This is a genomic window from Oribacterium sp. (assembly GCF_057249185.1).
In genome coordinates this window covers 1-23,264 of sequence record NZ_DBHIGR010000015.1, presented here as the reverse complement: position 1 = coordinate 23,264, position 23,264 = coordinate 1, and the positions used below count along the sequence as shown (strand labels likewise).

General features: G+C 46.3%; 22 protein-coding genes. 3 read left to right on the top strand and 19 right to left on the bottom strand.

The window, feature by feature from the left end:
* On the top strand, nucleotides 1-298 hold a 298-nt coding region (locus tag ACO4PX_RS01905), incomplete at its 5' end, for a helix-turn-helix domain-containing protein (RefSeq protein ID WP_485571136.1).
* Nucleotides 299-722: 424 nt separating this feature from the next.
* Here ACO4PX_RS01905 and ACO4PX_RS01900 read toward each other — a convergent pair.
* Entirely contained in the window at nucleotides 723-2,132 is a 1,410-nt protein-coding gene (locus ACO4PX_RS01900; RefSeq protein ID WP_485571135.1) for a uracil-xanthine permease family protein, read from the bottom strand.
* Between the two features lie 442 nt (nucleotides 2,133-2,574).
* Between ACO4PX_RS01900 and ACO4PX_RS01895 the strand changes: the two genes are divergently transcribed.
* A complete protein-coding gene (locus ACO4PX_RS01895) occupies nucleotides 2,575-3,459 on the top strand; it encodes a LysR family transcriptional regulator (protein ID WP_448973737.1) in 885 nt (294 codons plus the stop codon).
* A gap of 286 nt (nucleotides 3,460-3,745) precedes the next feature.
* Here ACO4PX_RS01895 and ACO4PX_RS01890 read toward each other — a convergent pair whose 3' ends face one another.
* From ACO4PX_RS01890 to ybaK, 18 genes are all read right to left on the bottom strand, one after another.
* On the bottom strand, nucleotides 3,746-4,369 hold the full coding sequence (locus tag ACO4PX_RS01890; protein WP_485571134.1) for a hypothetical protein: 624 nt from the start codon (nucleotides 4,367-4,369) through the stop codon (nucleotides 3,746-3,748).
* A 24-nt stretch (nucleotides 4,370-4,393) separates the two neighbouring features.
* On the bottom strand, nucleotides 4,394-6,430 hold the full coding sequence (locus tag ACO4PX_RS01885) for a heavy metal translocating P-type ATPase (RefSeq protein ID WP_485571133.1): 2,037 nt from the start codon (nucleotides 6,428-6,430) through the stop codon (nucleotides 4,394-4,396).
* Between the two features lie 128 nt (nucleotides 6,431-6,558).
* Complete coding sequence (locus tag ACO4PX_RS01880) at nucleotides 6,559-6,777, bottom strand: cation transporter (protein WP_304072586.1); 219 nt, start codon at nucleotides 6,775-6,777, stop codon at nucleotides 6,559-6,561.
* A 103-nt stretch (nucleotides 6,778-6,880) separates the two neighbouring features.
* Nucleotides 6,881-7,213, bottom strand: coding sequence for an ArsR/SmtB family transcription factor (locus tag ACO4PX_RS01875; protein WP_304072585.1), 333 nt, complete (start codon nucleotides 7,211-7,213; stop codon nucleotides 6,881-6,883).
* Between the two features lie 220 nt (nucleotides 7,214-7,433).
* Complete coding sequence (locus ACO4PX_RS01870; protein WP_315271952.1) at nucleotides 7,434-8,255, bottom strand: PD-(D/E)XK nuclease family transposase; 822 nt, start codon at nucleotides 8,253-8,255, stop codon at nucleotides 7,434-7,436.
* Between the two features lie 112 nt (nucleotides 8,256-8,367).
* A complete protein-coding gene (locus ACO4PX_RS01865; protein ID WP_485571132.1) occupies nucleotides 8,368-9,615 on the bottom strand; it encodes a cysteine desulfurase family protein in 1,248 nt (415 codons plus the stop codon).
* Entirely contained in the window at nucleotides 9,612-10,100 is a 489-nt protein-coding gene (moaC, locus tag ACO4PX_RS01860; protein ID WP_314833267.1) for a cyclic pyranopterin monophosphate synthase MoaC, read from the bottom strand. Before moaC ends, ACO4PX_RS01865 begins: the two co-directional genes overlap by 4 nt.
* Before the next feature lie 142 nt (nucleotides 10,101-10,242).
* Nucleotides 10,243-11,322 carry a sulfate/molybdate ABC transporter ATP-binding protein gene (locus tag ACO4PX_RS01855; RefSeq protein WP_308579290.1) on the bottom strand — a complete coding sequence of 360 codons (1,080 nt, stop codon included), beginning with the start codon at nucleotides 11,320-11,322 and terminating at the stop codon, nucleotides 10,243-10,245.
* 21 nt (nucleotides 11,323-11,343) lie between these two features.
* Nucleotides 11,344-12,030 (bottom strand): molybdate ABC transporter permease subunit, encoded by a 687-nt coding sequence (gene modB / locus ACO4PX_RS01850; protein WP_315271955.1) that lies wholly within the window; start codon nucleotides 12,028-12,030, stop codon nucleotides 11,344-11,346.
* A gap of 2 nt (nucleotides 12,031-12,032) precedes the next feature.
* Nucleotides 12,033-12,959, bottom strand: coding sequence for a molybdate ABC transporter substrate-binding protein (modA, locus tag ACO4PX_RS01845; RefSeq protein ID WP_040649201.1), 927 nt, complete (start codon nucleotides 12,957-12,959; stop codon nucleotides 12,033-12,035).
* A gap of 165 nt (nucleotides 12,960-13,124) precedes the next feature.
* A complete protein-coding gene (locus tag ACO4PX_RS01840; protein WP_485550470.1) occupies nucleotides 13,125-14,048 on the bottom strand; it encodes a molybdenum cofactor synthesis domain-containing protein in 924 nt (307 codons plus the stop codon).
* Nucleotides 14,049-14,061: 13 nt separating this feature from the next.
* On the bottom strand, nucleotides 14,062-15,048 hold the full coding sequence (gene moaA, locus ACO4PX_RS01835) for a GTP 3',8-cyclase MoaA (protein WP_485571131.1): 987 nt from the start codon (nucleotides 15,046-15,048) through the stop codon (nucleotides 14,062-14,064).
* 118 nt (nucleotides 15,049-15,166) lie between these two features.
* Nucleotides 15,167-16,204, bottom strand: a complete 1,038-nt coding sequence (locus ACO4PX_RS01830; protein ID WP_485571129.1) for an XdhC family protein — start codon at nucleotides 16,202-16,204, stop codon at nucleotides 15,167-15,169.
* A 107-nt stretch (nucleotides 16,205-16,311) separates the two neighbouring features.
* Nucleotides 16,312-17,286: a molybdopterin-binding protein gene (locus tag ACO4PX_RS01825; protein WP_485571127.1), complete on the bottom strand. Its 975-nt coding sequence runs from the start codon at nucleotides 17,284-17,286 to the stop codon at nucleotides 16,312-16,314.
* Nucleotides 17,287-17,842: 556 nt separating this feature from the next.
* The gene (locus ACO4PX_RS01820; RefSeq protein ID WP_485571126.1) at nucleotides 17,843-20,254 is read right to left on the bottom strand and encodes a glycoside hydrolase family 31 protein; all 2,412 of its coding nucleotides are present in this window, start codon (nucleotides 20,252-20,254) and stop codon (nucleotides 17,843-17,845) included.
* A 73-nt stretch (nucleotides 20,255-20,327) separates the two neighbouring features.
* Nucleotides 20,328-20,612, bottom strand: coding sequence for a glutaredoxin family protein (locus ACO4PX_RS01815; RefSeq protein WP_304071600.1), 285 nt, complete (start codon nucleotides 20,610-20,612; stop codon nucleotides 20,328-20,330).
* 152 nt (nucleotides 20,613-20,764) lie between these two features.
* Nucleotides 20,765-21,802 carry an LLM class flavin-dependent oxidoreductase gene (locus ACO4PX_RS01810; RefSeq protein ID WP_485571125.1) on the bottom strand — a complete coding sequence of 346 codons (1,038 nt, stop codon included), beginning with the start codon at nucleotides 21,800-21,802 and terminating at the stop codon, nucleotides 20,765-20,767.
* Nucleotide 21,803: 1 nt separating this feature from the next.
* Nucleotides 21,804-22,295, bottom strand: a complete 492-nt coding sequence (ybaK, locus tag ACO4PX_RS01805) for a Cys-tRNA(Pro) deacylase (RefSeq protein WP_308579298.1) — start codon at nucleotides 22,293-22,295, stop codon at nucleotides 21,804-21,806.
* 114 nt (nucleotides 22,296-22,409) lie between these two features.
* Here ybaK and ACO4PX_RS01800 point away from each other — a divergent pair, with 114 nt between their 5' ends.
* Nucleotides 22,410-23,186: a DUF1461 domain-containing protein gene (locus tag ACO4PX_RS01800; protein WP_485571124.1), complete on the top strand. Its 777-nt coding sequence runs from the start codon at nucleotides 22,410-22,412 to the stop codon at nucleotides 23,184-23,186.
* Nucleotides 23,187-23,264: the final 78 nt, after the last annotated feature.

Below are 23,264 nucleotides of genomic sequence, written 5' to 3'. Positions count from 1 at the left end.
TCTATGCCACCCGGATCATTATGTATCCAAAAATATTTCCATAGAAATAAAGGGAAATGATGAACAGACAATCTTTTCGGAAAATATTTCCAATACAATAGATGAAATATTACATAGAATAAACAAGTCCCTTCCCTTCAGTAAACTGAGTCATTCCGAAAAGCTTGATATCATACGACAGCTTTATCAAAAAGGCATCTTCTCCATGAAGGGTTCTGTTAAAACTGTAGGGAGCAGGCTGTGCTGCTCCCCCGCCAGTATGTATCGGTATTTGGAACTTGTAAAAAAGGAAAAATAATTTGATATGTTTTTAAGATTAGCATAAATACAAAAAGGGACTGTAAAAAAATCAAAATAACTTTCTAAGCAATATAGGCCTGAAACGGAGCATGCTCTCGCTAGCTTAATTCTATGTATCGAAAAACTTTATAAAGATGCGCTCTAATGCAGTATAGGTCTGTAATCGGGGCACGCTCTCGCTAACCTCGCCTTCGCAGCGGTACTAACTTCAAGCTTCGCTTTGCTCGCTTTCAGTAAGTACCGGCGGGCTCAGATTACCCCTCTTACAGACCTATACTGCATTATTCGCTTCATTTATTGATTTTTACAGTTCTTCAATTCACCGGATTTCGCAAATATCGGGCTCAGACTACCCCGTATTCAGACCTATATTGCCGAAAATTTCTTTATCATTTTGATTTTTTCACAGTCCTTTTTAGTCTTTAGTCCTTCTTTTCCTTGTCACCGTATTTTGTCGCAATCTCAAACAGTAAGCTTTTACCCTGTGATATCTGTAAATCCACGCCGGTGTCGTTTGGCTTATTCTCTGCGAATTCATAGTCCTTATCCGGCAGGATGGCATTTAACAAAATTCCTACTAAAGAGCCTGTGGCAATGCCGGAGAAGGCAATCTGAATCCCGAAGAGCTGAAAATGCAGGGCGCCCTCGGAGGAGTAGTTGATTCCGATGGACAATACCAGAATCATAGCCGCCACAATGATATTTCTACTCTTGGAGAAGTCCACCTTGGTTTCCACCACATTTCGAACACCCACTGCGGAAATCATGCCGTAAAGCACCAGGGAGATTCCGCCGATAATGGCCTGAGGCATTGCCTCAATCACCGCGGAGAACTTCGGGCAGAAGCTAAGGAGTACCGCAAAGCAGGCCGCCAGACGAATGACTCTGGGATCATAAACCTTAGTAAGACTCAGCACACCGGTATTTTCTCCGTAGGTTGTATTGGCAGGAGCGCCGAAAAGGGAAGCAAGTGTTGTGGCCAAACCGTCTCCCAAAAGGGTTCTGTGTAAGCCCGGATCCTCCAGATAGTTAATGCCTACTGTAGAGGAGATGGCAGAGATATCGCCGATATGCTCCATCATGGTTGCAAAGGAAATGGGGATAATGGTTAGGCTGCTGCTGAGAAGCAGTGCCGGATCCAGCTTACCCTCGGTGAAGAGAGAGAAAACCGTTCTGTGATATTCTATCGGAAAGCCGAAAATCGGCGCTTCTTTAATGCTTTCAAAGGGCACAAGGCCTAAAACCGCCGCAAAGCTGTAGGACACCAGAACGCCCAAGAGAATAGGAATGATTTTTACCATGCCTTTTCCGAAAATGTTGCAAAAGATGACTACGCAGATGGCCAGGAGCGCCAGTCCCCAGTTGGTGGAGCAGTTTTCCACCGCAGACTTGGACAGGTTTAATCCGATGGCGATGATAATCGGTCCCGTAACCACCGGCGGAAAATATCGCATAACCCGGTTGGCGCCAAAGGCCTGAAAGAGGAAGGCCAGCACCAGATACATCAGTCCTGCGCAGGCTACTCCGAAGCAGGCGTAGAGCAGAAGCTCCGGCTCCTTGTTGGGTGCTATACTCATATACCCCGCCAGAAAGGCGAAGGAAGAGCCTAGGAACGCGGGCACCTTATTCTTTGAAAGGAAGTGAAACAACAGTGTACCCAGTCCTGCAAAAAGCAGGGTGGTGGAAATGGATAAGCCGGTCAGCAAGGGTACCAGCACCGTTGCTCCGAACATGGCAAAAAGATGTTGTAATCCCAAGACCACAAACCTTCCTTTTCCCAAGACTCTGGCATCGTAAATAGCTTCTTCTCCGATATTTTTGATTTTCTCCACATTAGCCTCCTTTGTAGCTATTCTCAGGGAATCTCAGTCTATTCAATTTTCTTCGTACATTTACGCCGTTCCCTATCATACTCTCCGACTCTGACTATGTCAAAATTATTTTCCCGTACATTCTGTAGGAAGACTATTCTATCCCTACTTATTTTCCTACTTATTTTCCTTCTTGTTTCCGGCAGGTTTTCGGCTTTGTTTCCTCTCTTCTTGAAATACAGTGATAGAATAAACCTTGAAAATGCGTAGAATTTTCAGAATCTTCAGAAAAGCGTTCCTTTCCCCCTTCTTCCTTTTGTGATAAAATAAACATAAGTCAATAGGAAAATTTTTTATTATAAGATATTTTGCAAGAAACGGAAATAAATTTTATAGGTCGTTTTCAACAAAAAATTGAATATTGGTTATATACTGAGAAGATAATGCTTGGAGGATAGACACCATGGAAATAAGACAGCTGCATTCTTTTATAAAAATCGTTGAATTACAAAGCTTTTCCAAGGCGGCAGAAGCCCTGGGCTACACCCAGGCGGCAGTAACCATTCAGATTCGCCAACTGGAGCTGGAATTCAACACCCGCTTTTTTGACCGGGTGGGAAGGCACGTGGAATTAACCCCTCCCGGAAGGAAGTTTCTGATGTATGCCAATGAAATCCTTCGAAAAGTGGATGATGTCCATGCGATGTTGGGAAATGCCGTAGTAAAGGATCATAGGTTGCGTATCGGCACCTTGGAATCCCTGCTCAGTTTTAAACTGCCGAAGGTAGTCAGTTATTTCTATAAACACTACCCTACCGTGGCTTTGGAAATCCGCTCCGGAACACCGAAGGAGCTGAACGAGATGCTGGATCATAACCAGATTGATTTGGCCTATTACATCGACCAGAAGGTTTACGGACAAAACTGGGAGAAGACTTTAGAAGAACCGGAGGCTGTAGTTTTTGTGGCTTCCAAAGACGCCAAACTTCCGGAAAAGGAAGAATATCTTTTGGCTGAGCTTTTAAACCAGCCCTTCTTCCTCACGGAGAAGGATTCCAATTACCGTTATGCATTGGAGCAGGAATTGGCCTCCCGACATTTGGGTATACGCCCCTTCTTTGAAACCAGAAATCCGGATGTGATTATCGAGCTGATTAAAGAAAACCAGGCACTTTCCTTCCTCCCCAGATACGCCGTGGAGGAAAGTCTGAACGACGGAAGCCTACGGCTTCTGAAGGTGCAGGACTTTGAGATGCAGATGTATCGCCAGCTCTTCTACCACAAAGATAAGTGGATTACGGAGGAAATGAAGAACTTCATCGCTTTGGGTGAATTATCGATGCTATAAAAGAATAAAAAGAAGCGAATATAAAACAGTAAGCTCTTCCTGACAGGAAGATTTGCTTTACTATATTTTCCATTCACTTCCAAAAAAAATGAACCGCCCTACAGCCTTGTAAATCAAGGAAGTAGGGCGATTTATATTGATGCACATAATCCAGTATCAAAGCCAATTTTTGAAAAATATCAGCTACGGTTAACTCATATACGTAGGCGAAGTTAGCGGGAGCGTGCCCGAATTTTAACCCTATACTGAAAGGAAGGCTTTCTCTATTTTTCCAGCCCCATTTGTTTTATAGTAAATGGTACTTTATCAAACCGCCTTTGGTCTTATAGCCTGTTTCCCAAAGCGCCTCCAGGGAAACCCAAGCCGCTTCCGAGTAGGTAACGGTCTGCACCTGAAAATCATTTCCCTCCGCCAAGGGGTCATCTCCCTGATAACAGTAGCCTATCAGCAAAAACCAGTGCCAGATATAATCATCCATATCCGGATTCTGATGATTCAAAATCAGAATGGGGACAGGAAGGTTCTTACCAATCTGCTCCACAATACATTCTTTCGCTTTGGCAACATTTTCCGCTCCGGGAACAATGGTCATCATCAGGTTTTCCTCCTGATGCTCCTTCAGGAAATTCTGATAGCCTTCCACGTATAATTCCGGTTTATCGATGCCGGACCAACGGGGATGCAGGTATTTCTTCATTTCTTCGGTAAAATAAAGGTACTCGTCCTGATCTAATTTTTCCAAATTCCCGGAATATAAAGATTTTTTTCCATGGTGCAGGGCAAGATAAATCGAACTGTCGCAGGCGGTAATAGCGCCACAGCCCCCCAGCTGCATCATATGGTCAAAACACCAATCCTGGTTTCCCCCATAGGACTCACCGATATAAAAAAAATCCAGCTTCTTCTCCATTTTCTCAGGAATTCTCCTTCTCTTTTAGATAGATTTCGGGTTTTGAATCAGTCGCATAGCATTGATGATGCAAATGACAGTAACCCCCACATCTCCGAATACTGCTGCCCACATATTGGCAAGTCCTACGGCACTTAAGATGAGCACCAGGAACTTTACCGCAAGGGCAAAAACGATATTCTGCATCGCAATCCTCATGGTCTTCTTTCCAATGGCAATGAGAGTGGGAATTCGGCTTAGGTCATCATCCATAATCACCACATCCGCTGCTTCAATGGCAGCGTCCGACCCCATAGCCCCCATGGCAATGCCCACATCCGCCCGGGAAAGCACCGGTGCATCATTGATACCGTCTCCGATAAAGGCAAGATAACCGCTACGCTTCTCTCCTTCTCCGCTTAAAGAGCTAAGGATTTCCTCCACCTTCTCCACCTTCTGGGCGGGAAGCAGCTCTCCGTAAACGCTGTCCAAACAAAGCTCCCGGCCTACCGCCTCCGCTACAGGAGTACTGTCTCCGGTAAGCATAACCACACTTTCAATGCCCTGCTGCTTCATTTTCGAAACTGCTTCCTTACTGCTTTCCTTCACCTCATCCGCAATCAAAATTCTTCCAAGATACTGACCGTCCTTTGCTACCAGGCAAATGGTGGCAGCTCCCTCATCCTGCTGTGGTACGGAAATGCCTTCTTCCTCTAAAAGCTTGGCCTTTCCCACTAAAATTTTGCACCCTTCCACAATGGAAATCAAGCCTGCACCGCTGCGATTTTCCGTATTTTCCGGGAAAGGAAGACTGTTGCTTTCCTTTCCGGAAGAATGCTTCATCGGATCATTTTCTACTACGACATCTTCCGGAGAAGCATTAGCCTTCGAAGAATCTTCCATCCATTTTTTGTAGGCGCTGAGAATGGAAAGCCCGATGGGGTGGGTGGAACCATTTTCCGCCATAGCGGCAGTGCGAAGAAGCTCATCCTTGGAAATTCCCTCCCAAGGCTCAATCTCCTGCACGGCGAAATTCCCCTTGGTTAGGGTTCCTGTTTTATCGGACACTACAACCTTTAATTTGGATACCAGCTCCAGATAGTTGGAGCCCTTTACCAGTACACCCTCTCGGGAAGCCGCACCGATTCCTCCGAAGAAGGACAGGGGCACGGAAATCACCAAGGCGCAGGGACAAGACACTACTAAAAAGGTACAGGCACGATATAACCAGATAAGGGGAGGATGGGCTGCGAAAAACTCCGGAGACACCAGGCCTATTTTTGTTCCCAAGAACAGGCCAAGGCTTGGCAGTATAGCCAATGCCAATGCCGAATATACTACGATCGGGGTATAAATCCGGGCAAACTTTGTGATAAAGTTCTCCGCCTTGGATTTCTTCTCGGAGGCCTCCTCCACCAGCTCCAAAATCTTGGAAACAGTGGAATCCTCAAAGGCCTTCAAAGCCTCTACACGAAGCATGCCCTCTCCATTGATACAGCCGGAAATAATCTTTTCTCCGGGGAATACCTCTCTGGGGACGGACTCTCCGGTAAGGGCTGCCGTATTTACCATGCTTTCTCCTTGACGGACAATGCCGTCCACCGGCACTCTTTCTCCCGGCTTTACCAAAAGCATATCCCCTACTTCTACCTCATCCGGATCCACGGTATCTACGGTGCCGTCTTCCCTTTCAATGTGGGCCAGCTCCGGTACAATATCCATCAGCTCCTTAATGGACTTTCTGCTTTTTCCTACCGCATAGCTTTGGAAAAGCTCTCCCATCTGATAGAAGACCATTACCGCCACCGCTTCCGCAAATTCTCCGGAAAGGAAGGCGCCTAAGGTGGCCACAGTCATCAATAAGGCTTCATCAAAGGGACGCCTGTTTTTGATTCCCAGAAAGCATTCCTTTACCACGGAAAGACCGCTGAGAAAATAAGGAATAAGATAAAGCGGAAGATACCAAAGAGAATGCTCCGGAAGGAAGGGAAGAATCCCCGTCTTTTCCACAATCAATAAGATTAAGAATAAGATGACGGAAAGAAGAAGCTTGTTTCTTTCCCGAATAAGTTTCTCTGACATGGTATTTCCCCTTTACTATATTTTTTCTACTCTATACTTTACTCTAAACTATTGCTTTTCCGGTACTTACTCTGATAATCCGCTTCAATACTCTACTCATAGTACTGCAAGCTTTGGACTTTATTCTCCTACACGCCCTTCACGGTGAAGTCCGGCTCAATGGTCTTTCCTATACGGATGGCTTCCTGCAAAATCTCCTCAAAGCGATCATCCTCCGCCTCCAAGGTAAACTTCTGCATCATGAAGTTTAGCTTTACAGACTGTACTCCCGGAATCTTTCCGATAGCTTCCTGTATCTTAGCCGCACAATTTGCACAATCAATTTCACATTCAAACTTCTTCTTCATTTTTTCTCCTCTTTTCTATATTGATTTTTATTGTTTCCTATAGTAAATAGTTTCTGTTCTTATGATTTCTCATTGATTTCTCATTGATTTCTCATCACTTCTTTTATTCTTCGATATGCTCAATGCCCATGGCAATGATGGTCTTGACATGCTCATCCGCCAAGGAGTAGAGAATGCTTTTCCCCACTCTTTTTCCGCTAACCAAGCGGGCGGTACGAAGAATCTTTAACTGATGAGAAATGGCGGACTGATTCATTTCCAAGTCCTGACAAATCTCCGTAACATTTTTCTCTCCTTCAAACAAATCGTAGAGAATCTTGATTCTGGTGGAATCTCCAAAGACCTTAAACACTTCCGCTAAATCACATAAGCTATCCTCGGAAATCGTTGCATGACTATCTGCTCTTTGATGTTCCAAGGCAATCACTTGACTCATTCCTCTCCTTTCTGAGATTACGGACTTTACGAACCTTATGGTAAAAATTTTTGTAAAGTCCCTCTTCTCTTGCATAATGAATGGCAGGCTATAAAAACCACTCAAAAAAGCAACAACAGATTTACATATGAATATATTATCACATGTAAATCTGTTGTCAATAATTTTTTTTTTCTTTTTTCAAATATATTTAGAATCCGAAAGCCTCTTACTTTAGCCCTTAGAGTTTCAGCTCCCTGAGTAGTTGTTTCCGAAACTCCTGATCCAAAGAAGCTTTTTTAATATCTTCCAGCCTGCCCTGTTCCGCAAGAAGCCCCATTAATTGAGCTGCTCTGCTTTCTCCTTCCTCTCTTCCTTCTTCCCGTCCTACTGCTAATAGTTTTTCCAGTGCCATATTCATCTCCGGCCCTCCTTTTCTCTCCATGGAAGATTCCTTTAACTCCTTCACTCTTCTTGCCAAAACCGACGAATGCATTTCTTGCGGATTTTTCCTTTGAAAGTCCCTTACCAAATCCCCAAAAGCATTTTCTTCCGTAATCTCAGTATTTAAGTAAATGATGTGTGAACCATCTGAAAAGTATTCTTCCGAATCCCTAATCCTTCTGTCCACATAATAAATCTGTTTCTGTAAATTCAGTATATCTTTCTTCACGATAAATATAACATAGCTTTCCGGTAATTGTGTGAACTTTTCTCCGGCATCTAAACTATGCATATCTAAAAGACTGGCATGATACCTTGCTCTTTTGGGACTGGCCCCTTCCAGATCGTTCTGCATTTCAATATTATAGAGTTTTCCATCTTCATCTTCGCATAGACAGTCTAAAAGAAGAGACCGACCCTGCAAATTCTTTAAGTCCATTTGTAAATGCTGTTCTTTTACTTTGATTTTTTTCTCCATAAGAACTTTCAGGATATATTCCGTGCATTTTACATCCTGCAAAACCACCCTCATAAAGATATCATCCATTAAAGTAAACTCTGCAAGAATTGCTCTTTTTTCTTCTCTACTGATTTTATGTCTTTTCACCTTCCCAAGCATAAGGAACCTCCTAAGTAAAAAAAGAAGAAGCCTATCTCTGCCTATTTTACAATGGCTTAGCTTCTTCTCCTATACTCCACATTCGGATAATATCCGTATACGGATATGAAATTTATTCCTTCCTTAAGCGCTCTACCCCTTCTCGAATCGCCTTCACGGTAAACTCCAGCTCCTCTTCCTTTAAGTCCTCTTCAAAGCTTAAACGCAGTCCGGAATAGGCCTCCACATGGCTTTTTCCCAAGGCCAGCAACACATGGCTTGGCTCCACGGAACCGCTGGCACAGGCGGAACCGGCGCTGGCGCAAATCCCCTTTTGATCCAAAAGCAGCAAGAGACTCTCCGCCTCTATTCCCTCTATGCAAATGTGCACATTGCCGGAAAGTCTTTTTTCCCCGGAAGCTTCCAACGGATTCACCCCTGTAATCTTGATTCCGGGCACCTCTTCCAAAAGTCTTCTGAAGAACAGCTTCTGAAGCTCCCGTTTTCTTTTCTCTCTTTCCGACATGCCGGCAAAGGCCTCCTCTGCCGCCTTGGCAAAGCCTACGATACCGGGAACATTTTCCGTACCGGCACGAAAGCCCCGCTCCTGGGCTCCCCCATGAAGGAAGGCCGGAAGACGAACGCCCTTTCGAATCACCAAAAGTCCAACGCCCTTGGGTCCATGAAGCTTGTGGGCACTGGCGGAAAGCAGGTCTATCCCCATTTCCTCTAAAAACAGTGGAATCTGCCCGAAAGCCTGCACCGCATCCGTATGAAAAAGCACCCCATGCTTTTTCGCAATTTCTCCGATAGCCCGCAAATCCTGAATCGTTCCCATTTCATTGTTGGCCGCCATCACGGAAATCAAAACCGTATCCTCTGTAATCGCCTGCTCCAAAGCCTCCAAGTCCAAAAATCCCTCACTGTCCACCGGAATCCGGCTGACTCTTGCCCCCAGACTTTCCGCAAATTTGCAGCTTTCCAAAATAGCATGATGCTCTATGGCGGAACAGATAATATGGGGCTGTCTTTGCTTTTGACCTGCTAATTCGAAACCTGCTACTTCTGAGCCGGATAGACTGCTCTTTTGCTCTGCTTCGGAGCCGGATAGACTGCTCTTTTTCCCCATGGCGGAGTAAAACGCTGAAAGAATCGCCCAATTATCCGCCTCTGTCCCGCCGGAGGTAAAGTAAACTTCCCTTGGATTTACCCCCAAAAGACCGGCAATGCTTCTCCTGCTGTCCTCCACCGCCTTTTTCGCCTTCTGAGCAAAAAGATAGAGAGAGGACGGATTTCCATAATCCTCAGAAAAATAGGGAAGCATAGCTTCCCTGACACTCTTTGATACTGCTGTGGTAGCTGCATGATCCAGATAAATCATTTCTTCTCCTCTTCGTAATAGAAGGCACCGCTCTTTCCTCCCTGCTTTTCTACAAGGTGAATCCCCTCCATGTGCATCCTTTTGTCAATGGCCTTGCACATGTCGTAAATGGTTAGAAGGGTTACGGAAACACCGGTAAGAGCCTCCATTTCCACCCCTGTTTTTCCGGCGGTTTTACAAAGGCACTCCACCGTAATCCTTCCCTCTTCCTCCGAAACCTGAAAGGAAATCTTGGCAGACTGCAAAGGCAAAATATGGCAAAGGGGAATCAGTTCCGAGCATTTTTTAGCCCCCATAATCCCGGCTACCTGGGCCACGGTGAACACATCTCCCTTTTTGACCTTTCTTCCCAGTACCGCCTCCATGGCTTCTTTACTGAGGAAAATGCTTCCTCTGGCCACTGCGGTTCTTTCTGTATCCGCCTTTCCGGAAACATCCACCATTCTGGCATTTCCCTGATCATCAAAATGACTAAACTCTCCCATAGCTCTCCCAATCTCCAAGATTTATGCTTCTAATTTCACTCCGGCAAATGCTAAATATCCTATATTTTAACTCTCCTCCGGTAAAATGCTAAACATCCTGTATTTTAATTTTCTTCCGATAAAATGCTAAACATCCTGTATTTTAATTCTCCTCCGTCAAAAGGAGCAGCTTCTCTTCCCGAAGCTGTAAAGCCTTGGGAATCTCCTGCATTTTACCATAGGGACCGTCTCTTTGCACCAAAAAGCAAATTTCGCCCTCACCCTTTTCCGGCTGAAAATAAAAGTTTTGCTCAAAGGGAAGCTCCGCCTTGGAAAGCAGCTTCACCGGCACAGCATTCTCCTCTTCTCCGGAACAAAGCGGAACAAAATCATGGGCACGATAGCCGATGGCGGAAAGCTTATCCGGAATTTCCCGCTCCATCGTAAGCTCCAGCCCCCAGTCCTCTATGAAAATGCTATGCTCTCCCAGCTTTTTCGCCTTTGCGATATTTTTACAGCCGGTCAAAATCGCCGCCTGTCGGTTCTTCGGCTGTCGAAAAACTTCCTTGGTCTCACCCTGTCCAATCACCTTCCCCTCTTGCAGCATAATCACTTCCTCTGCAAAGCGGTAAATCTCATCCCGGGAGTGAGAAACCATGATGGCCTGCCCCGGAAACTCCTCCAAGTGCAGCATCAGCTCTTCCTGCATCTTATCCCGTAAATACAAGTCCAAGGCGGAAAAAGGCTCATCCAGAAGAATCATTTTCGGCTCATTGGCAAAGATGCGGGCTAAGGCAACCCTTTGCTGCTGCCCTCCGGAAAGCTCCCCGGGAAAACGCTTTTCCAGTCCCGAAAGCTCCATTTTCCGAAGCAAAGCGAAAATCCGCTCCGACCAGCTCTCTTTATTCGCCTTACCCTGCATAGCAATGGCAATATTTTCCCACACCGTCAAATGGGGAAAAAGGGCATAGGACTGGAAAAGATAACCGATTCTTCTCTTTTGAGGTGGCAGATTGATTTTTTTCGAAGAAGAAAAAAGGCAAGAATCCCCCAGCAGAATCTCTCCCTGCTTGGGCGTCACAATCCCAGCAATGCTCTTTAAGCACATACTCTTACCCGAACCCGAAGCCCCCAAAATTCCAATCCGCTTTTTATTAGAAGAAAAATGAATATCCAAAAGAAAGCTATCCAAAGGAAGCTGCAAGGACAGCTTACAAAAAGACGATTGTTCTGCGTTCTCCATTACAACTCCTTTCAAAACTTTCTATTTTCGGCTTTTGCTTAGAAGCTGTAACGCCGTCATGCAAAACAACGAAATCAGCATCACCACCCCTACCCATACTCCCGCAGTCACATAGTCCTGGTCCTGCATCACAAGGGCAATTCTTTGGGAAATGGTGGCGGTTTTTCCGGGGATGTTTCCCGCCAGCATGGATGTGGCGCCATACTCTCCCAGAGCTCTGGCAAAGCTTAACACCGCGCCCGATAGGATTCCCGGACCGGAAAGGGGCAGAATAATCTTCCAGAAAATCTTCGTTTCCGACAGTCCCAAGGTTCTTCCCGCCTGCACCAAATCCTTCGGAACCAAGGCAAAGCTCGCTTTGGCATTCCTATACATTAAAGGCAAAGAAATTACCGTTGCCGCAAGAACACAGCCCAAAAAGGACTGAACCACTTTAATGCCGAAATGAGAAAACAAAAAAATGCCCACAGGTCTTCTTTTGCTGAAAAGCAAAAGCAAAAAATAGCCTGCCACCGTAGGGGGCAAGACCATGGGAAGGGTCAGAGCGCTGTCAACGATGGATTGCCAGGGCTCCTTCCATTTTCCTACCTTTTGGGCTAAAAAAATCCCCAGAAAGAAGCAAATCACCGTGGTGATACAGGCTGTCTTTAGGGATATCCATAAGGGACTCCAGTCTAACGACCGGAGTCCTGCTAATAATTCATTCATCATTATTTTACGTCAGTATCGAAATAATACTTCTGGAAGGTGGTCTTTGCATTGTCGGAAGTTACATAAGCAATGAAATCCTTTGCCGCATCCTGCTCTTCCTGACTTGCTTCTTCGTTCTTAATCTGCGCAATAGGATAGATGACATTTCCGGTCAAATCGTAAGGCACCTTCTCCAGAATCTGAAGCTTGTCCTCATAACCGTAGGTATCGGAATAATAGGTGGTTCCTACTTCGGAGGATCCCTCTACCACTGCCGCCAAAACCTTGGAAACGTTGGACTGCTCAGAAATTTCTACACCGCCTAAAGCTTCAGATACTTCCTGAGTACTAATCTTGGAGACATCCTCCGTCTCGGGAAGAATTTTTAAAGCAACAAGAGCCTGTCTTGTGTACTTTCCTACAGGAACGGTACCGTCTGCCAAGGCGATGGACTTCGCATCCTTCAAATTCTCTAAACCGGTAACCTTGGTTCCGCTGTCCTTTAAAGTAACTACGCAAAGCTGGTTGTTGACTACATTTTTTCTGCTTCCCTCTACAAGGTTTCCTTCTCCCTCCAAAGTATCCATCTGCTTCTGTGCAGCGGAGAAGAAAATGTCGCAGGCATAGCCTTCCTGAATCTGGCTTAAAAGCTTTCCGGAGGAATCCGCGTTAAATACCAGCTTCACCTCGGGATGCTCCTTCTCGTACTGCTGCCCCAGGTCTTCCATCACATTCTTTAAAGAAGCTGCTACGAAAACCTGTACTTCGGTCTTCTCCCCATCCTCTTTTGCAGCCTCGGTAGCATTTTCGGAAGCGCTTTCACTAGCCTTCTCAGAGGCCTTCTCTGTTGTTGCCGCAGCGGTAGTTTCAGTCTTCTTTGCTCCTCCACAGGCTGTCATAGCCAATGTTGCTGCAAGGGCTAAAGCAAATAATACTTTTTTCTTCATACTTTTCTCCTTTTTTATGTTTTCTCTCCCCAACCTCTTCGTTCTTCCTCCGGAGGCTTTAGGAAAAGTAGTGAGCTTCATCTATATCCATTCTCAGAGAACTTCAAGAAAGCAACAGGCCTAATCTATACCCACTCTCAGAAAATTTCAGGAAAAGTAGCGTACTTAATCCGTATCCGTTCCCCGAAGGATTCCCAAACCGTGGAATAAATCCGGGAAAAGGTAGTCCAGATTCTCCTTGCAGGCCTTGGGACTGCCGGGAAGATTAATCACCAGAGATTTCTTCCGAATGCCTGCAGTCTGACGACTGAACATAGCCTTCTTGGTGATGGACAGGCTATAAGCGCGTAAAGCTTCCGGAATCCCCGGTACTTCTCTTTCACATACCGCCTTGGTAGCTTCCGGAGTACAGTCCCTTTCGGAAAATCCGGTGCCCCCGGTGGTCAGAATCAAAGAAATCTGCCGCTGATCCGCCAGTCTCTTGATTTCCTTCTCCAGCTCCGGTCTTCCGTCGGGAAGGAGAAGCTGCTCCTCCACAATCATTCCCTGATTTTTCAAAAACTCCGCAATCACCGGACCGGACTGATCCTCATATACTCCCTGAGAAGCTCTGTCCGACAGGGTAATCACTGCCGCAGTAAAGGGTCTGTCCTTTTTCCCGGGGAGAATTTCCACCGGATCCCCCACCCGGATTTTTCCTCCCTTTTTCACCACGGAGAAAATGCCTTCTCTTGGCATAATACAGTCTCCCATACGATGAAAGATTGCGCAGTGGCTGTGACAGGCCTTTCCGATTTGGCTAAGCTCTAAAACACAGTCTCCTATATGAATTTCACTGCCCACCGGATACTTGGACAGGTCGAATCCCTCTATCACCAGATTTTCTCCGAAGGCCCCAAAGTCCACCTGGGCTCCCTTTTTTCGAAAATCATCTATTTTCTCAAAGGCTAAAAGGCTCACTTGTCTATGCCATTTTCCGGCATGGGCATCCCCCTGAAGGCCGAAGTCCTCTACCAGGAGAGCTTCCTCTACCTCTGATTTTTCTGTTCCCTTTTGCTCGCTCAAGCAAATGGCTAATACTTTTCCCATAATATCCTCTATTCTATCCACCGATTCTTCCCATTTCCCGCTTTTCCGTTACCTCGGAAAGCTTTTCAAAGCAATGGCTTTCCGGTTTTGCCCAAATACTTTCCTGAATTTTTTCCAATAAAATTTCATCCCTTTGTTCTTCCGAAAATGCCGGATTTCGCAGACATTCCCGGACATCTATACTGTTTCCGAAGCACAGACAGGGCTTAATCTTTCCTGTAGAGGTCAGACGAATGCGGTTGCAATGGGAGCAAAACTTTCCATGTATGGCGGAAATAAATCCCACTGAACCCTGAAAGCCGGGAATCTTATAATACTTTGCCGGACCATTTCCATGGGTAGAAATGTCCTTTGTGATCCCCGAATAAATCTTCTTCAGCTTCTCCAGTAAAAAGTCATTGCCGATGCCGTTTTGCTCTTTTCCGTAGCCAATGGGCATCATTTCGATAAATCGAAGGTCCAGAGGATATTTCTTGCAAAGCGCCAATAGGGCAAAGATTTCATCCTCATTTACTCCCTTTTGTAAAACGGTGTTCAGCTTCACAGGAATTCCGCAGGCAACTGCCTCCTTGATAGCATTCAGCACCTTGTCCAAGGCGTCAAAACCGGTAATCTCATAAAAACGCTCCGGAATCAAGGTATCCAAGCTAATGTTGATCCCGTCCAATCCCATTTCCTGAAATCTTGGCAATGCATCGGAAAGCAGCAATCCGTTGGTGGTAATCGTTACCTGCTCCACCCCGGGAAGAGCCTTTAAAGAAGCCATAAAATCCACAGCTCCTCTTCGCACCAGAGGTTCTCCTCCGGTAACCTTAAAGCGGGTAATGCCGCAGGCTACTGCGGCCTTTGCCACCTGCAAAAGCTCCTCATAAGTCAGCAAACGCTCCATGGGAAGAGGATTCTCCAGCCCATTGGGCATACAATATTGGCAATGCAAATTACAGCGGTCCGTAATGGACATTCGCATATAATTGATTTTTCTTTGGAACTTATCCTCCATCCTCTACTCTCCTGACAGCTTAAATCTTTCTTTATTGCATTTCATAAATTGACTTAATGGATAGCAACACAGCTACTGTTCTCTATGAATATCGACTCTTACAATCAATTCCGATACTCTAATATCTCTCCAAAAGAATCTCCAGGATTCCGCCGCAAACCATTCCCTCTTCCGCGGCAGCATCATCCGTCAAATCCACGTGATACAGCAGGCCTTCCGGGGCATTTTCCAGAAAAAGCTCCCGGCTCTTCTGAATCACCTCCGCCTCTGCACAGCCTCCTCCTATGGTGCCGGTAATCTCTCCCAGGGGATTAATGGACATCTTCGTGCCTACCGAACGGGGAGCGGAGCCCTTTCTTTCGATAATGGTGGCCAGTACCAGCTTCTCTTCCTTTTCCACCGCATCCAGAATCTCCTCGCTGTAGCCGATGGTATTTTTGCCGGCACTCTTCACCCCTACAATCTCTGCCATAATGGAAAGAGCAATTTCCTCCGGACTTTCCGCTCCGATTTTCAAACCGATGGGACTATGAAGAGAATCCAGAAGCTCCTGAGAAAATCCCTCTTCCAAAAGATTCTTCTTAATCATAGCCACTCTTCTTCTGGAGCCCATCATACCCATATAGGCCTTGGGCTTTTCCAGAATTCTTCGAAGGCAAATCTGATCATGCACATGGCCTCTGGTCAGAATCACAAAGTAGCTGTCCCGGTCTCCTTCCAAGCCGTCCAAAGCCTTGGCAAAGTCCTCACAAATCACCCTGTCTGCTCCTGCCTTTTCCGCTTCCTTGGCAAACAGCGGTCTATCCTCAATACAGGTTACGGAAAATCCCAGCATTTTTCCAAGACGAATGGTGGCAATAGCCACATGTCCAGCCCCGCAGATTACCAGTTTTTTCTCTGAAGCCAGAGTTTCCGCAAAGAATTTTCCCTCTCCCAAAGAAAAAATCCCCGCCTTACGATTGGCCCAAAAACATTCCTCCCTGTCCTTTTCTGAGGTAAAGAAAGGGAATTTAGGACTGTGACTTAGGCATTTTCCGGCAGAAAACAAGGCCAACTCTCCCAAGCTGTCTTCCACCAAGGAGTGAAACAGCACATTTTCCTCCTGAGAATTCAGCCCGGCAATCTCCCTGATGATTTCTTTTCTTGCTTTCTCCATCTGCCTAACCTTCTTTCCTGGCAAAACGTCTTATTGCTAAACGTCCTATCGCGAAATGTCCTATCGCGAAACCTCTTATAGATAATTCGTTTTATAGACAAACTGTCTTATAGCAAACCGCCCTCTCCCAGGGCGTCAATTTCTTCCTTCTTCACAATGTCCCCTGCCATGATTCTCGGTAATACCAGGTCAAAAACCGTGGTGGGGCAAAACATAATACTGCCGGGAAGTCCCAAAACCGGCACCTTTCCCTTGGCATAGGCCAGCATAAACATGGAACCGGGCAGAACCGGCGCCCCGTAGCTTACCACCTCTTCCGTGGACAGGCGAATTGCCAAGGGGGTACGGTCATCCGGATCTACGGACATTCCTCCCATACAGATAACCAAATCCGCTCCCTGTTTCAGGAAATCCTGAATCGCCGCTTTCTCCTGCTCCACATCATCCGGGCAGGTCACATGACCGATAATTTCCACCGGATAGGGAGAAAGCTTCTCCCGTACCACCGGGGTAAAAGTATCTTGGATTCTTTTGTAAAAAACTTCATTTCCGGTGCTGATTAATCCCACCTTTTTCTTTTCAAAGGGAAGAAGCTGTAAAATGCCACCCTCCGGCGCAATCTTCTTCACTTCTTCCATCTTCTCCCGCTCTATGGAAAGAGGGATGATTCTGGTACCTGCAAAGGCCTCTCCCTTTTTGATGAAGCTGTGATTCTTCTTGGTGGCCATCATCATTTGCCCGAAGGAGTTAAGAGCAAAAAGCTTCTCCGATTGAATCTTCAGCATCCCGTCGCAGTCGGCAATAAACTCGATTTTCCCTTCCTTCACCTCGGAGGGGTGCATATTTTCACTCCGTCCCATTTCATAGAGAATCGCTGCCGCATCATTCTCATGAAGGATGTCCTCCCCCTCTTCCCAGATGTAAATGTGGTCCTTGCCCACAGAAAGAAGCACGGGAACATCCTCCTCCCGAATCACATGACCCTTTCGAAAAACGGGCCCCTTCTTCTCTCCCTTAATAATCTGGGTAATATCCTGGCAGAGGGTTTTTCCCACTGCTTCTGTGGTTTTGAGTTCTCTCATGGGAGACTCCTTTCCGGCTTTTCATCTCTATCGCATAATACCGCAGGCTATGCAGGTAATACTGGTGAAAAATCAAAACAATCAATAAGGCTCTTGTCTTTGGAATCTAAATATTTTTTAGATTGACAAAAAATTGTTATTCTCCATATTATACGGTCTCTCTTATAGAAAAGCAAGATTTGTCCAAGGGATTTCCCCGGAATTATCCGGCTTTTTCCCCCTGTATTTTTCTTGATTCTCTACGAAAACATCGATTTCTCGCCATTTTTTCCTGCTTACCCTTGGCTTCCCATGGAAAGTCCGGTTTTTCTTCCACTTTCTATTTATAGTATTACTCTATAAGTTTGGAGCTTTTTTACAAGCTCCCTCATTTTGTGCTTCTGCACAAAATACTTCGTTATTTTTGTATATTTCAAACAAGTCCGCTTCTTTATCTTCGACATTCTTTCTCTTTAGTTTTCTTTACCCTGGAACGGCTTTGTTTTTCTTCATCTTCGGAAAGCCAGCATTTTTAAGCAAGAAAAAAGGAGCTGTAAAAATTTACAGCCCCTAAATCTTATACTCCGCTTGCGGAAAGCAATTCCACAAGGGCTCCTCGTAGGGATTCCGAGGTACAGCGGGAGTGTACCGCTCCCAAAATCTCCGCCCTGGTCTTCTTTCCCAATTCCTCCAGGCAAGCATAAATTCTTGTCTTTTCGTCATAGGAAATCTGGGCATTCTGTAGAAGCGTAAAGGCTCTGTCCTGTAAGAGCTTATTCTCCTGCGCCTCTCTCTTTTCCCGGTCATAGCGATAGCGAAGGCAAATGCCCTCTTTTCCGTCCCAGGCAGGAAGGGAAAGGAGCAAAGCATCCTCCTCTTCCAGATAATCTCCTACTTCTACCGGAAGCTCCGAATCCCCGTAGGTCAGGCTTAAGCCTTCTAAAGACGAAACCCCTCTTAGGTGCAGAAGGAAGAGTCTCTCCTTGGGAAGGGCATTTTCATTTCCCTCCACCGGGGAAATGTGCAGTACCTCCTCCACGGAACCGCCCTTACTTTCATGTCGAAGGGAAAATCTGGTAAAGGCCCAATCTTCTTTACGGAAGTCGGCATATTCATGCTCGTCCTCCGCCAGACAGAAGCTTCCGTCTGCCCCGGAGAAGATATGAAGCTCCATAAGCTCCGGCGCATCCACTGCATTGCCCTCTTCTCTGCCGTCCAGAGGAAGAATAGTACCTTCTTTAGCAAGAAGCGGAATGCTTTCCAGACTGCGGTACAGCTCCAGTTCTCTTCCTCCCGTAAGCTTTTCTCCGGTAAAGAAATCTACCCAGCGTCCCTCCGGAAGCCATGCCTTCACTTTTCCTAAGCCGCTGACAGGATCCTCCTTTTCCGTAATGGGGGCACAAAGCAGCTCCGTTCCGAAGTAATACTCATTTTTGTAATCGTACAATCCGTCCCAGGGCTTCTCCTCGTAGTACAGCGGCAAAATCAAAGGACGTCTTTCCACATGAGCAAGATAGTTCATGGTGTAAAGATAAGGCACAAGCGCCTTTCTCAAACGAAGGAAATTCTTGGAAACCGCCTCCGCATCTCTGCTGTATTTCCAGGGCTCCTTTCCGTTAAAGGCATTGTTGGTACTGTGCAAGCGCATGATGGGAGAAAATACCCCAAGCTGTACCCAACGGGTAAAGAGGGAATCATCCCGCACTCCCCACATATGTCCCCCGATGTCATGACTCCACCAGCCGTAACCGATATTGCTGGCAGTGGCGGTAAAATAGGGCTGGAAATCCAAGCTTTCCCAGGAAATCACCGTATCTCCGGAGAAGCCGATGGGATAACGGTGGGAGCCGGGACCGGCATAACGGGAAAGAATTAAGCCGCGCTTCTCTCCATTTTCCCCCTTATTATCCTCATAATGATAATGATTCAGCATCCAAAGAGGGTCCAAGCCCTTCATGCCGGAGTTCTCTCCCTGCTGCCAGTCAATCCACCAAAAGTCCACTCCGTCCTTTTCCATCGGGTGATGCACAAAGCGAAAATATCCTTCTCTAAACTTCTCATCCAAAAGGTCGAAAAGCACCGGCTCTTCTTCCTTTTGATTCACACCCATAAACTCCGCAAAGGCAGGGTAGCAATCCTCAAAAGCCCGGACGCCGTCCGCAGGATGAACATTTAAGGTACAGGCCATGCCTCTGTCCTTCAAAGCCTTTAGGAAACGGGGAGGGTCAGGGAAAAGCTCCCTGTTCCAGCTATAGCCGGTCCATCCGGTACCGTATTTCTCCGGCACCTTGGTGATATGCCAATCCATATCAATTACCGCCACCTGGAAGGGAATATTTTCCTCTCGAAAACGGTCCATCAGCTCCAGATAGCTTTCCTCGGAATAGACAAAGTAACGGCTCCACCAGTTCCCCAAGGTATAGCGGGGAAGCAGAGGAACGTCTCCGCTAAGATGGAAGAAGTCCTTTAATGCCGTCTTATAGTCCGTGCCATAGGCGAAGAAATACAGGTCGATTGCCTCAGGATCCTCTCGAACAAAGAACTTATCCTCATGATAAAGCATGCTTTTACTGTCATCCAAAACGGAGAAAAGCTGCCGGGAAACGATTCCTTCTCCAAGTGGCAGGGCACCGTCTATGCCGTCCAAAGTTCTGGCCGTACCCTTTAAGCTCTCAATCTTATCCCCATAATGCCAAAGGGCGGAGGTGTTTCCCGCATCTCCGCTAACGAAAATCCGAAGATTTTCACTGCTGAAGGCTCCTCCCTTATAAATCAATCGAAGATATTTGGTTCGAAGAATTCCTTCTCCCTGCTTCCCCTCTTCCCAATGGAATTCTGCGGGAGGAAAGCTGCGGTTTACCGCCATCTGGCTCTTCCCATCCACAAAACAGCCCTTTTCACTGTATTCCAGGCGCAGCAGTCTTTCTGTCAGCACCGTAAAACGAAAGTTCTTTCCCCTGATTTGATTCCCTTCTCTGATTCCTTCCATAGCCTTTCCTTCCCTCTAAGAAAAATAGCTTCCAAAATTCCTTCTTCCGGGATTTTGAAAGCTAATTTTTGTATTAAGCTGTTGCTAAAGCCTTCTCCAATACCTTCTTTACATTTTCCTTGGCTTCTTCAAACTTCTCTCCGATATGGGACTCATAAATCTTCTCCTCTGCCACAAACATAGCGGGAGTTGCCCAGTAATCATAGTGTTCTGCAATTTCAGGGTGTAAGCCCTCATCAATCTCCTCGAACTCCACCTTTCCGTAGGCAGGATTCTCCGAAATCAATTCCTCTCTGGCCTTTCTTGCCTGTGCGCAATAAGGACAACCATTTACATAAAAAAACTTTACTTTAGCCATTGTATTTTCCTCCTATTATTCTTTCGTGATGAAGTCTTTTCACAAAAAGCATTAAGTACTATGCTTCTTTATGCAAGACTTCTTTCCCATCAGACTACTGTATTTCCTTTTCGAAAACAATGCCGTAAAAGAAAATCTTTCTAAAATATCTCTTAAAGCTCCTCCAGGGCCTCCTTTAAGAGCTGGTAAGAGTAGTGCTGAGCCTTCTCTTCGTAAATGTAGGAATTGACAATCAACTCGTCAAAATGCACTCTCTCCTGCACTTCCCGCATTTTCGCCTGCACCTCTTCCTTGGTGCCGATAAAGGAAAAGGCGCCCATCCGCTCCACGATTCTCTTTTCCTGATGAATCAGCTCCTCGGTAAATGCCACCGGGCCGAAGTGGGGAACCCTTACCGCCTCTACATAATCCCTCCAAACCTCTTCCATGGACTGCACCGGAGGGAGTAGCCCCTTAGACTGGTTGGTAATGATATTCAAAAAGGCCTGCCACTGGGTGGTAGCCAAGGACTCCGCCTCCTCCTTCGTATCCGCCAGAATCGCATTTGCCCCCAAAATCACATAGGGCTTTTCCAAAACATCGGAAGGCTTGAAATTCTCCTGATAAATCCGAATGGCAGTCTCCATCATGGTCGGAGCGAAGTGGGCCGCAAAGGAATAGGGAAGTCCCAGCCTTGCCGCCAGATAAGCACTGTCGGTACTGGAACCCAAAATATACAGGGGAATGTTAAGCCCTGCTGCCGGGTAGGCATGCACCACCTCCGTGTCCCGGAAATACTCCGAAAGCTCCATCAGCTCTCGCTCAAAATCCGACTCTCTTCCCACACCTCTTCGGATGGCTCTGGCTGTTTCCAAATCCGTTCCCGGAGCACGACCAAGCCCCAAGTCCACCCTACCCGGATAGAGGGTTTCCAATGTGCCGTACTGCTCCGCCACCAGATAGGGGCTATGGTTCGGCAGCATCACCCCTCCGGAACCGATTCTGATTTTTTCCGTATTGCTTAAGGCATACTGGATCAAAAGCTGGGTAGCACTGCTGGCTACGGAATGGGTATTATGATGCTCTGCAATCCAGTAACGGGTATATCCCAGCTCCTCCGCCTTCTTCGCCAGATTCACCATCCGATCCATGGCCTCTTTATAGCTTTCTCCCTGCCTCAGGGGAACCAAATTCAAAATCGATACCTTCATCTTACTCTTCTCCTCCACGAATCAAATCCTCAAAGCTTCCGGACACAAAGGCACATAAATCCTTTGGAGACAGGCCGATTTGCAGACCTCTCTTACCGGCGGAAACATAGATTCTTTCCAGCTCCTCCCCCTGCTTCTGAAAGTAGGTGGGAAAATGCTTTTTCATGCCGATGGGGCTACAGCCTCCCCGAATATATCCGGTCAAAGGCTGAAGATCCTTCATGGGAATCATTTCCGCCTTCTTGTTTTGGGAGACCTTCGCCGCTTTCTTTAAATCCACTTCCTCCAGCACCGGAATCACTGCCACGAAGTAGCCTGTTTTATCCCCCTTTAAGACCAGGGTTTTATAAATAATTTCCGGGGGAAAGCCCAATACGGAAGCCACATGAGCCCCGGACAAGTCCTCCTCATCCACCGGATACTCCTGCTCTACATAAGGAATTTTTGCCTTATCCAAAAGACGGCATACATTGGTTTTATTGTCCTTAGCCATTTTTCCCTCCTTTACTTACTCGCTTCGTGTTATACTAAAAAAATATGGAAAATATTTGAAAATTAGATTTTTAGCCTCAAACATTTTACACCAAAGAACAAAAGAAAGGAAATCATGAAATCCTATTTAAAACATATATTCTATCCTGTCGCCTGCCTGCTTTTTTCCCTCTTTCTGGTCTTTATCCTCTTCGTCTCAGGCTTTGAGCTGGCCTGCTACGGAAATCCTTCTTATTATAGACAGGAATTTCAAAAATACCAAGTTCAAGAAGCTTTGCTGGAAAATCGGGGAGAGTCCATCCCCTTAGCGGATTTGGAAAAGGTTATGGGAGAGACCCTTCGCTACCTTCGGGGAGATCGGGAGAATCTCATTATCCCCGTTTCGGTAAATGGCGTGGAGCAAAACTTTTATCAGGAGGACGAAGCCTCTCACATGGCGGATGTACGGGTTTTGTTTACCCTAAGCCTCACCCTTCGCATGATGTTCTTCCTCTCCCTCTTGGCCATCGTCTTTCTCCTTGTGATTTTAGAGCACGGAAGGGCTCTTGCCATTCTGGGAAAAGGTTTTCTCTACTGCATGGCGGGTTTCTTGGCAATCTTACTGCTCTTCTTCCTCTATGCCAGTCAGAACTTTGACCAAGCCTTTACGCAGTTTCATCTGCTCTTTTTCTCTCAAGGGAACTGGAGCTTTGACCCGGCTCTAAGCCGTATGATTAATATTATGCCGGAAGAATTTTTTCAAGATACCGCCTTTCGGATTCTACGATTCTTCTTGCTTTTGCTGCTGCCCTTCCTGCCCCTGGCATGGTTTTTCAAGAAGAGGGGAAGCAATTGGGGGTATCCTTCGAAACAGGCTGTGTTCATTGATGAGGAACGCTCCAATGCAGTATAGGCATGGAATCGGGCACGCTCTCGCTAACTTCGCCTTCGCAGCGGATACTAAGTGAAAAACTTCGGTACCCTTGTTTTT

Bases quoted from the DNA above. Each gene is read 5' to 3' on its own strand.
- ACO4PX_RS01840 (WP_485550470.1), bottom strand. From the start codon at position 14,048: ATGGGAAAAGTATTAGCCATTTGCTTGAGCGAGCAAAAGGGAACAGAA.
- ACO4PX_RS01825 (WP_485571127.1), bottom strand. From the start codon at position 17,286: ATGAGAGAACTCAAAACCACAGAAGCAGTGGGAAAAACCCTCTGCCAG.
- modA (WP_040649201.1), bottom strand. From the start codon at position 12,959: ATGAAGAAAAAAGTATTATTTGCTTTAGCCCTTGCAGCAACATTGGCT.
- moaA (WP_485571131.1), bottom strand. From the start codon at position 15,048: ATGGAGGATAAGTTCCAAAGAAAAATCAATTATATGCGAATGTCCATT.
- ACO4PX_RS01895 (WP_448973737.1), top strand. From the start codon at position 2,575: ATGGAAATAAGACAGCTGCATTCTTTTATAAAAATCGTTGAATTACAA.
- ybaK (WP_308579298.1), bottom strand. From the start codon at position 22,295: ATGGCTAAGGACAATAAAACCAATGTATGCCGTCTTTTGGATAAGGCA.
- ACO4PX_RS01890 (WP_485571134.1), bottom strand. From the start codon at position 4,369: ATGGAGAAGAAGCTGGATTTTTTTTATATCGGTGAGTCCTATGGGGGA.
- ACO4PX_RS01875 (WP_304072585.1), bottom strand. From the start codon at position 7,213: ATGAGTCAAGTGATTGCCTTGGAACATCAAAGAGCAGATAGTCATGCA.
- ACO4PX_RS01865 (WP_485571132.1), bottom strand. From the start codon at position 9,615: ATGATTTATCTGGATCATGCAGCTACCACAGCAGTATCAAAGAGTGTC.
- ACO4PX_RS01855 (WP_308579290.1), bottom strand. From the start codon at position 11,322: ATGGAGAACGCAGAACAATCGTCTTTTTGTAAGCTGTCCTTGCAGCTT.
- ACO4PX_RS01880 (WP_304072586.1), bottom strand. From the start codon at position 6,777: ATGAAGAAGAAGTTTGAATGTGAAATTGATTGTGCAAATTGTGCGGCT.
- ACO4PX_RS01815 (WP_304071600.1), bottom strand. From the start codon at position 20,612: ATGGCTAAAGTAAAGTTTTTTTATGTAAATGGTTGTCCTTATTGCGCA.
- moaC (WP_314833267.1), bottom strand. From the start codon at position 10,100: ATGGGAGAGTTTAGTCATTTTGATGATCAGGGAAATGCCAGAATGGTG.
- ACO4PX_RS01830 (WP_485571129.1), bottom strand. From the start codon at position 16,204: ATGGAGAAAGCAAGAAAAGAAATCATCAGGGAGATTGCCGGGCTGAAT.
- ACO4PX_RS01800 (WP_485571124.1), top strand. From the start codon at position 22,410: ATGAAATCCTATTTAAAACATATATTCTATCCTGTCGCCTGCCTGCTT.
- ACO4PX_RS01870 (WP_315271952.1), bottom strand. From the start codon at position 8,255: ATGCTTGGGAAGGTGAAAAGACATAAAATCAGTAGAGAAGAAAAAAGA.
- ACO4PX_RS01820 (WP_485571126.1), bottom strand. From the start codon at position 20,254: ATGGAAGGAATCAGAGAAGGGAATCAAATCAGGGGAAAGAACTTTCGT.
- ACO4PX_RS01885 (WP_485571133.1), bottom strand. From the start codon at position 6,430: ATGTCAGAGAAACTTATTCGGGAAAGAAACAAGCTTCTTCTTTCCGTC.
- modB (WP_315271955.1), bottom strand. From the start codon at position 12,030: ATGAATGAATTATTAGCAGGACTCCGGTCGTTAGACTGGAGTCCCTTA.
- ACO4PX_RS01810 (WP_485571125.1), bottom strand. From the start codon at position 21,802: ATGAAGGTATCGATTTTGAATTTGGTTCCCCTGAGGCAGGGAGAAAGC.